The 9,105-nt window shown below is 72.5% G+C and carries 6 protein-coding genes; 4 read left to right on the forward strand and 2 right to left on the reverse strand.

Annotated features, from left to right (window positions below):
• Positions 1-352 precede the first annotated feature (352 nt).
• Genes AB0M20_RS13915 through AB0M20_RS13930 form a run of 4 tightly spaced genes read left to right on the forward strand, consistent with a single transcriptional unit; the run spans position 353 to position 6,710 of the window.
• On the forward strand, positions 353-2,104 hold the full coding sequence (locus AB0M20_RS13915; RefSeq protein ID WP_364297915.1) for an ATP-binding protein: 1,752 nt from the start codon (positions 353-355) through the stop codon (positions 2,102-2,104).
• A 12-nt stretch (positions 2,105-2,116) separates the two neighbouring features.
• Entirely contained in the window at positions 2,117-3,262 is a 1,146-nt protein-coding gene (locus AB0M20_RS13920) for an exonuclease SbcCD subunit D (RefSeq protein WP_364297917.1), read from the forward strand.
• Positions 3,259-5,748, forward strand: coding sequence for an SMC family ATPase (locus tag AB0M20_RS13925; RefSeq protein ID WP_364297919.1), 2,490 nt, complete (start codon positions 3,259-3,261; stop codon positions 5,746-5,748). The genes AB0M20_RS13920 and AB0M20_RS13925 overlap by 4 nt, the downstream gene beginning before the upstream one ends.
• Positions 5,745-6,710, forward strand: a complete 966-nt coding sequence (locus AB0M20_RS13930; protein ID WP_364297921.1) for a hypothetical protein — start codon at positions 5,745-5,747, stop codon at positions 6,708-6,710. Before AB0M20_RS13925 ends, AB0M20_RS13930 begins: the two co-directional genes overlap by 4 nt.
• A gap of 25 nt (positions 6,711-6,735) precedes the next feature.
• Here the strand turns inward: AB0M20_RS13930 and AB0M20_RS13935 are convergent, their stop codons facing one another.
• Positions 6,736-8,028, reverse strand: a complete 1,293-nt coding sequence (locus AB0M20_RS13935) for a hemolysin family protein (protein WP_364297923.1) — start codon at positions 8,026-8,028, stop codon at positions 6,736-6,738.
• A gap of 106 nt (positions 8,029-8,134) precedes the next feature.
• Positions 8,135-8,983, reverse strand: coding sequence for a DNA-3-methyladenine glycosylase 2 family protein (locus AB0M20_RS13940; RefSeq protein WP_364297925.1), 849 nt, complete (start codon positions 8,981-8,983; stop codon positions 8,135-8,137).
• Positions 8,984-9,105 lie beyond the last annotated feature (122 nt).

The raw sequence follows: 9,105 nt of genomic DNA on the forward strand, positions 1-9,105 counted from the left end.
TACCACTTTGTTGTGCGGGCCGAGGGGTGTGCGGCCCGCCGCCGCGGAGCGGCGCGTCCACCCCCGACAGCCGGCGGCGGGGCACTGACGGTGACCCCACGCCTGACCGGCGGAGGGCCGGCGCGGAGCGTTGTGCCGAGCGGGACAGCCCGGCGGCGGGGCAGAGGGGTGGACCCACGACTGGCGCGCGGGTGGGATGTGGTGCTTTCGAGTGGTCGTACCCCTCAAGGGGTTGATCTTTGGTGAAGATGTTGTGGATAAAGCTGTGGGCAACCACTAGAAGTTGTGGAAACAGGGTGCCAACCGACGTGGCGTCCGTCGATTTGTCATACCCGGGGTGCACCATGATCTCGTGCTTGACGAGTTGACTCCCCCCGGCGATCCCGTCGGCCGCGTGCTGGGCACGGCCGACGCCACTCCACTCCAGTTCTGGGTGGCGGTGACGCCGGGGAGCTATCTGCAGCTCGACGACGTGGTGGTGACCCGGCGGGAGCTGCCCGGGCAGGCGCCGGTGACGATCGCCGGCGTGGTCACCCAGGTGCGGGCGCGGCATGAGGGCGCGCAGTTCGACTCCGATGTTTTCGCGATCGCCGACGGCACCCTTCCGGCCCTGGTGCAGGAGGCGGCCGAGATCACCACGACCCGGGTGGATCCCGAGTTCTACGTGCCGCCGTCGCCCGGCGCGGTGGTGTTCCGGGCGGCCGCCGAGGCGCGTGACGCGGCGCTGCACTTCGACCGGATGGAGCGGCGGATCCCGATGGGCACCGGGCGCGACGGCGTGCCGGTGTTCCTCAACGCCGACTTCCTCGACGGCACCCGCGGCGCGCACGTCTCGATCTCCGGCATCTCGGGCGTGGCCACCAAGACCAGCTTCGCGACGTTCCTGCTCTATTCGGTGTTCCGCTCGGGCCAGCTGGGCGCCGACGGCACCAACGCGAAGGCGCTGATCTTCAACGTGAAGGGTGAGGATCTGCTGTTCCTCGATCACCCGAACACGCGGCTGGACGAGCCGACCACGGCGGCGTACAAGTTGCTCGAGCTGCCCGCGACCCCGTTCGCCGACGTCCGGGTCTATGCGCCGCCGCGCCAGGGCGACGCCTCCGGCACCCCCGATGTGACCAGCCGGATGACCGGGGTGGACGCGTTCTACTGGACCCTCGAGGAGTTCTGCTCCCAGCGCTTGTTGCCGTACGTGTTCGCGGACGCCGACGACGAGCGCCAGCAATACACCATGGTCGTCCACTCGGTCACCGCCCACCTGCACCGGCACGCGCTCCCGGCCGAGGGCGGCATCAGCATCGACGGGCGTCGCATCGGGTCGTACGGTGACCTGGTCGATCACATCGTCGAGCAGCTGACCGACGACGAGACCCGGTCCACCTGGGCCGGCAGCGCGATCAACATGGGCACGGTCAACGCGTTCGCCCGCCGCATGATCGGCAGCAAGCGAGACCTGTCCAGGCTGATCCGCGGCGACCTCGCGGCCCGCCGCCCGCACCAGATCAAGACCGCCGAGAGCGCCCAGGTCACCGTCGTCGACCTGCACAACCTGCCCGACCGTGCGCAGCGGTTCGTGGTCGGCGTGACGCTGAAGACCGAGTTCGACGACAAGGAGAAGGCGGGTACGGGCAAGCCGCTGCTTTTCGTGGTGCTCGACGAGCTGAACAAGTACGCCCCGCGCGAGGGCACCTCGCCGATCAAGGAGGTGCTGCTCGACATCGCCGAGCGCGGCCGCTCACTGGGCGTGATCCTGATCGGCGCCCAGCAGACCGCGAGCGAGGTGGAGCGCCGGATCGTGACCAACTCGGCGATCCGGGTGGTCGGCCGGCTCGACCCGGCCGAGGCGTCGCGGCCGGAGTACGGTTTCCTGCCGCCCGCCATGCGCCAGCGCGCGCTGCTGGCCCGGCCCGGCACGATGTTCGTGAACCAGCCGGACATCCCGGTGCCGCTGTGCGTCGAGTTCCCGTTCCCGGCCTGGGCCACCCGCTTCTCCGAGGCCGGTCCCCCGCCGTCGAGCTCGATGCGCTCGATCGTGCAGGGCGCCGACCCCTTCGCGGTGGTCGGTGGCCGTGCCGGTGGCGCCGACGACGACATCCCCTTCTAAGGTGGCCTGACGATGCGCATCCTTCACACATCTGACTGGCACGTCGGCAAGGTCCTCAAGGGCCAGGACCGCGAGGAGGAGTACAAGAAGGTTCTCGCCGAGGTAATAGCGATCGCCGAGCGTGAGCAGCCCGACCTGGTGGTGATCGCCGGTGACCTGTACGACTCGGCGGCGCCCACGCCGGCCTCGACCCGCCTGGTCACGCGCGCGTTGTCCGCGCTGCGCCGCACCGGCGCCGAGGTCGTGGCGATCGGCGGCAACCACGACAACGGCCCGGCCCTCGACGCGCTGCGGCCGTGGGCGGAGGCCGCCGGGATCACGCTGCGCGGCTCGGTGCGGGACAACCCGGACGAGCTGCTCATCACGGGTGCGACGAAGGACGGCGAGCGCTGGCAGCTGGTCGCGCTGCCGTTCCTCTCCCAGCGGTACGCCATTCGTGCCGCCGAGATGTACGAGCTGTCCGCGGCCGAGACCCAGCAGACCTACGCCGATCATCTCGCCCGCCTGATCGCGCGCCTGTCGGAGAAGTTCGTCCCCGACACGGTCAACCTGCTGACCGCGCATCTCACCGTGGTCGGCGCCAGCACCGGCGGCGGCGAGCGGGAGGCGCACACCGTCATGGGCTATGCCGTGCCGGCCACCGTCTTCCCGGCCAACGCGCACTACGTCGCCCTCGGCCACCTGCACCGGGTCCAGCAGGTGATCGGCCCGTGCCCGGTGCGGTATTCGGGCAGTCCACTGGCGATCGACTTCGGCGAGGAGGAGAACGTCTGCGGCGTCGCGATCGTGGACGTGAGCGCCGACAAGGCGGCGCGCGTCCGCGACGTACCGGTGACCTCGGCAAAGACGTTGCGCACCGTTCGCGGCAGCCTCGAACAGCTGGCGAAGGTGAACCTGCCGGACGCCTGGCTCCGTGTCTTCGTGCGGGAGACGCCGAGGGTCGGTCTGCGAGAGGACGTGCAGGAGTTGCTGCCGAACGCGCTGGAGGTCCGCATCGACCCCGACATGGTGCCCGACCGCAAGGGCGCCCAGGCCCAGCGCCAGGGCCGCACCCCGCGCCAGCTCTTCGGCGACTATCTGGACAGCCGCGGCACCGGCGAGGACGGCGTCCGCGAGCTCTTCGACCAGCTGTACGACGAGGTGAGCAGCAAGTCATGAGGCCACTGCGACTCGACATGGCCGGCTTCACCGTGTTCCGCGACGAGACCACGGTGGACTTCACCGACGCCGACTACTTCGCCCTGGTCGGTCCGACCGGCTCCGGCAAGTCCACGGTGCTCGACGGCATCTGCTTCGCCCTCTACGGCACGGTCCCGCGCTGGGGCAGCGCCCGGGGCATCGTGAACGCGCTGTCGCCCTCGGCCACCGAGGCCCGGGTCCGGCTGGTCTTCGAATCGGCCGGCGAGCGCTATGTCGCCACCCGTGTGGTCCGCCGCGACGGCCGGGGCAACGTCAAGACAGCCGGGGCCGGCCTGCAGCACATGCCGCCGGGCTTCGACGTGACCCGCCTCGACACCGGGATGAGCCTGGACGACCTCGGCGAGGTGCTGGCCGGCACCCCGGCCGAGATGGACCGGGCGGTCACCGAGGCGGTCGGCCTGCCGTACGAGCAGTTCACCAGCTGCGTGGTGCTGCCGCAGGGCCAGTTCGCCGACTTCCTGCACGCCAAGCCGGCCACCCGCCAGCAGATCCTGGTCAATCTGCTGGGCCTGCACGTCTACGAGGAGGTGCAGGCGCTGGCGCAGGCCCGCGGCACCACCGCGGAGACCAAGCTGAGCGCGATCGACCAGATGCTCGAGGGCCTGGCCGACGCCGACGACGAGGCGGTCGACGCCGCCGCCGCGCACCTGGGCCGCATGCGGGAGCTGACCAGCGCGGTCGAGCAGGCGACGCCGGGCCTGCGGGAGATCCGGGCCCGCGAGGCCGAGGCGGCGCAGGCGCGCGACGCGCTGCGCACCGAGATGGCGGCCCTGACCGGGGTACGCATGCCGGCCGGCAGCGCCGAGATCGTGGCCGCCGTGGCGACCGCCCGCGAGGTGGCGGCCGCCGCGGCCGACGAGATCCGGGGCGCCGAGGAGCGCGAGGAGAAGATCCGGGGCGAGCTGATCGCGGCCGGTGACCCCGGCTCGCTGAAACTGCTGCTCGACCGGCATCAGGAGCTGGAACGGCTGACCGGCCAGGCGGAGTGGTTCGCCGGCGAGGTGTCGGTCGCCGAGGTGGAGTTCCGCGACGCGGCCTCGGCCGCCGAGCTGGCGCACTCCGCCCAGGTCGGTGCGGCGCAGCTGCTGGAGCAGGCGCGCGCCGACTACACCGAGGCGCAGAAGCTCGACCGCGCCGTGGCACTGCGGACCCATCTGCGCGACGGCGACGCCTGCCCGGTGTGCGAGCAGACCGTGGCGCACGTGCCGGCCGTCCCGGCGGGTTCCGCGGTGGCGACGGCGGAGGCCACGGGCAAGGCGGCGCGGGCCGCGGCCGAGGTCGCCGAGGCGGCGTTCAAGCAGCGCGACGCGGTGGCCCGCAAGCTGGAGAGCAACCTGGAGCGCAAGCGCGCCCAGCACGAGCACCACCTCGCGCGGCTGGCGGAGGTGCGGGCCGTGGTGGCCGACTCACCCGGTGTCGAGGCGGTTCAGCAGCGGCTGGCCGAGCTCAACCGGCTGCAGAAACTCCTCGAGGACGCGGGTGGCCGGGTGCGTACCGGCCGCGAGGCCCACCGGCGGGCGCAGCGCGCGGTGGCGGTGGCCGAGGAGCAGCAGCGGTCGGCCTGGCGGGCGTTCGACACGACGCGGGACGCGGTTGCACGGTTCGGGCCGCCGCCGGCCGACCGGGACGACCTGGCGCTCTCGTGGCGCTCGCTGGTCGACTGGGCCTCGGCCGAGCGGACGGTGCGGGAGTCCTCGCTGGCCGACGCCGAGGCGGCCGTCGCCGCCGCGCACGAGGCCACGGCCAGTTCACTCAGGACGATCCGGGCGTTGTTCGCGGACGCCGGGGTGGCGGCGCCGGCGGGCACGGGCGACGCCGATCTCATCCGGGCCGCCGCGGTCGCCGCCGAGCGCGCCGAGTCGGCCTGGCAACGGCTGGTCGACCGGCGCGAGCAGGCGCGCGAGTTCACCGAGCAGCGGGCCGGCCTGCTGCGCGACGCCCGGGTGGCGAAATCGCTGGCCGGTCACCTGCGGGCCAACAACTTCGAGCGCTGGCTGCTCGAGGAGGCGCTGGATCTGCTGGTGGACGGCGCCTCCGGGATCCTGCGTGAGCTGACCGCGGGGCAGTACGACCTGATCCACGAGAAGGGCGAGTTTTTCGTCGTCGACCACTTCGACGCCGACCTGCAGCGCGGGGTGCGGACGCTGTCCGGCGGTGAGACGTTCCAGGCATCGCTGGCCCTCGCTCTGGCCCTCTCGGAGCAGCTCGCGGGCATGTCGGCGACCGCCGCCAGCCTCGAGTCGATCGTGCTCGACGAGGGCTTCGGCACACTGGACGCGTCCACGCTCGACGTGGTGGCGGCGACGCTGGAGAGCCTGGCCGCCCGCGGTGACCGCATGGTCGGCGTGGTCACCCACGTGCAGGCGCTGGCCGACCGGATCCCGGTGCGGTTCGAGGTGCACAAGAACGCGAAATCGGCGTACGTGACGAGGACCGGCCTGTGACCAAGATGTACGTGGACGCGTGGGATCCGGCCTACGGCGCGTCCTTCTCCGGCGACGGCGCGGGTGGCGACGGGCCGACGTCGACCAGCACGGCGCAGGTGGAGACCGATCACGAGGTGCCGGCCGGCGAGTGGGCGCCGATCGACCCGAGCGGCGCGAGCTGCCCCGACGTGGTGCTGCTGGTCGACGGGGTGCGCCGCAACGACGCCGGGCTGTGGACCGAGGAGGAGGACGGCGCTTCGTACGCCGGGCTGGCCGCCTCGTACGCCGCCGGGGTGGTGCGCTGCGACCTGCGCAACGGCCGCGCCGAGCTGGCCGGGGCGCGGGTCGCCCGCGGCCTGTTCACCGCCAGCCCGTCCGCGTCGGACGTGGTGGCGGGTTCGGTGCGCTACGAGGTGCGCCGGGTGAGCGGCACCGGTGAGATGGCCGCGCTGGCCGGCGCGGTCCAGGCCCCGCTGACCGCGCTGGAGATCGACGTCTCCGCGGCCGTCCGCGACGACCACACCGACCTGCTGGTGGTGGACGGCCCGCTGCGCAACCGCCGGCACCTGACCCGCACGATCGGGTACGTCAAGACGCAGCAGAAGCAGTACCTCCCGGCCACCCTGCAGCCGGTCGTGACCGGCCTGCGGGCGGGGCAGCGCACCCCGGTCTTCAAGCTGGGCACGATCTTCGGCGGCTGGTCGTGGTATCTGCGGCTGCCCGGCACGAGCGGCGCGCCGTGGGCCGGCATCGTCCGCATCGAGTGCTCCCCCGACCTGACCGTCGACCAGGCGGTGGAGTTGGCCGAGTGCTCGGCGGCGACGCTGCCCCGGTTCGCGTCGTCGGCGTACAAGGATCCGCGGGCCCCGCAGAACCTGGTGCCGATCGCGGGCCTGGAGCGCCGCCTGCGCGCCATGCTCGGCGACGCCCGCGTCCTCCACCGAGCGCTGAACCTGGCCACGGCCCGCGGCAGGGCATAGAGCAGAGCGGCAGGGTGGACTACCACTAATCGTCTTCGTCGTCGGGGTTCCTGCGCGGTAGTGGCCGGAGGCGCACCTTTGTGATGGCGCGCCCGGTCACCTCGACCACCTCGGCGGTGAACTCCGGCAGCGTGACGACCTCGCCCGGCGCGGTCGGGATGTGACCCAGCACGGCCAGCACCATGCCCGCCACCGTCGTGTAGTCGCCCTCGTCGGGCCCGTCACCGTCGAAGCCGATGTCCGGCAGATCGTGGATCGGGAACGATCCGGGCGTCAGCAGCGCCCCGTCCGGCTCCCGGACCACCGCCTGCACGTCGCGGTCGGTCTCGTCGTAGATCTCGCCGACGATCTCCTCGACCAGGTCCTCCATCGTGATGATCCCGTCGATCGCCCCGCGTTCGTCGACCACCATCGCCAGCTGCTGCCGTTCCAGCCGCAGCTGGCGCAGCGCGTCCGACACCCGCAGCGTCTCGGGCAGGAAGAGTCCGGGCCGCGCCACCGCGTCCACCTTGTCGGTCGCGCCGATCAGGTCACGCAGGTGCACCACGCCGATCACGTCGTCCAGCCCGGCCGGGCCGACCACCGGCGCCCGCGAGTGCCCGCCGTCGATCAGCAGGAACAGCGCTTCGGGCGACGGCGTGCCGGTGGGCAGGGACAGCACATCGCGGCGGGGCACCAGGATCTCCCGCAGGATCCGGTCGGCGATCTCGAACGCGCCGCTGATGATGGTGCGCTGCTCGGCCGTGATGTCCTGCTGCGCCGCGACCATGTCGCGGATCTCCTCGGTGCTGACCTCCTCCCGCTGCGCCCTAGGGTCTCCGCCGGCCAGCCGCACGATCACGTCTGTCGCCGCGCCGAGCAGCCACACCGCCGGGCGGGAGATCATCGACAGGATGTCCAGCGGGCGGGCCACCAGCAGCGCCCAGCCCTCGGTGCGCTGCATCGCGATCCGCTTGGGCGCCAGCTCGCCGAGCACCAGCGTGACGAACGTCAGCGCGATGGTGACCAGCACGATCGCGGTCGGCTCGGCCGCCGCGCCGAGGAAGGCCAGCGGCTCGACCAGCGGCTTGGACAGCGACACCGCCGCGGCCGCCGACGCCAGGAAGCCGGCCAGCGTGATGCCGATCTGAATGGTGGCCAGGAACCGGTTCGGGTCGCGGGTCAGCCGGCCCAGCACCCGCCCGCGCCGGGACTGCCGCTCGAGCCGCTGCACCTGGCTCTCCCGCAGCTGGACCAGGGCCATCTCGCTGCCCGAGAACGCGGCGTTCACCAGCACCAGCACGAGCACCAGGACGATCTCGCCGCCCGATCCACCCATCAGCACACGTCTCCAGAGAAAGAAGCCACGAGGGCACCACGCTAGCGGCACGGGCGCAGAGGTGCTCTGTCAGACACGTTTTCCAGGTACGCGAGCCCGCCGCGGCTCAGAACCGCGCGAAGGACCGGACCGGCATGCGGGGCCCGTAGCGTGGCGCGGCGATCCCGCCGGCGGCGAGCAGGTCGCAGACCCGGCCCCGGTGGCCGCGGAACGGCTCGAGCAGCTCCAGCATCCGCTCGTCGGTCCCGCGCGGCTCCCCGGCCAGCGCCCAGGTCACTGTGTTGGGGATGTGATAGTCGCCGACGCTCACCGCATCCGCGTCGCCGTAGGTCGTGCGGGTCACCTCGGCGGCCGTCCACACCCCGATGCCGGGGATCGCCATCAGCCGGCGGGTGGCCTCGGCCGCGTCGGTGCACGCCTCGAGCCGGTCCGCGACGAGCGCGGCGCGCAGCAGGGCGGAGGTGCGACGCTGCTCCACGCCGAACGGGTGGAACGCCCAGTAGGGAGTCTCCGCGACCCGGTCGGCGGCCGGCGGCAGCAGCAGCTCGACCGGTCCGGGCGCGGGCTCTCCGAAGTGCCGGACGGCGAGGTGGTAGGACTTGCGCGCCTCCTTGCCGGTGACCTTCTGCTCGAAGACCGCGCGCAGCAGCCGGTGGAACATCAGGCCGGTGGCCGGCATCCGTACCCCGGCGAAGGTGTTGGCCAGGCGCGCGATCAGCGGGTGGCGCGCCGCCATGGCCGGGAAGTCACCCAGGTCGTCGCGCAGCCCGGCGATCGCGTCGGCGCGATCGACGATCCAGGCCGCACCCGGCCCATGGCCGGTCGCGACCAAATCCGTGCCGGCGCGGGCGAGGTGCAGGGTCGCCGCTCCTTCGGGGGTACGCGCGGCGAGCCAGAAGTCGCTGCCCTCGAACCGCACGCACGGGTCGCGCCCCGCCGCGATCAGCGAGCTCACCGACCCGGCCAGCGAATAGCGGTCCGGCACCGGCAGCCGGCGGGTCACCTGAGCGCTCACCCGCCACACAATGCCACCTCATCGGGGGAAAGCCCAAGACGTGCCGATGGCCCTGACCGCGC

This window comes from Actinoplanes sp. NPDC051633, from assembly GCF_040681735.1.
In the GTDB taxonomy this organism is placed as follows: Bacteria; Actinomycetota; Actinomycetes; order Mycobacteriales; family Micromonosporaceae; genus Actinoplanes.

Coding starts and splice junctions, on each gene's coding strand:
- AB0M20_RS13925 (WP_364297919.1), top strand. CDS start 3,259: ATGAGGCCACTGCGACTCGACATGGCCGGCTTCACCGTGTTCCGCGAC.
- AB0M20_RS13935 (WP_364297923.1), bottom strand. CDS start 8,028: ATGGGTGGATCGGGCGGCGAGATCGTCCTGGTGCTCGTGCTGGTGCTG.
- AB0M20_RS13920 (WP_364297917.1), top strand. CDS start 2,117: ATGCGCATCCTTCACACATCTGACTGGCACGTCGGCAAGGTCCTCAAG.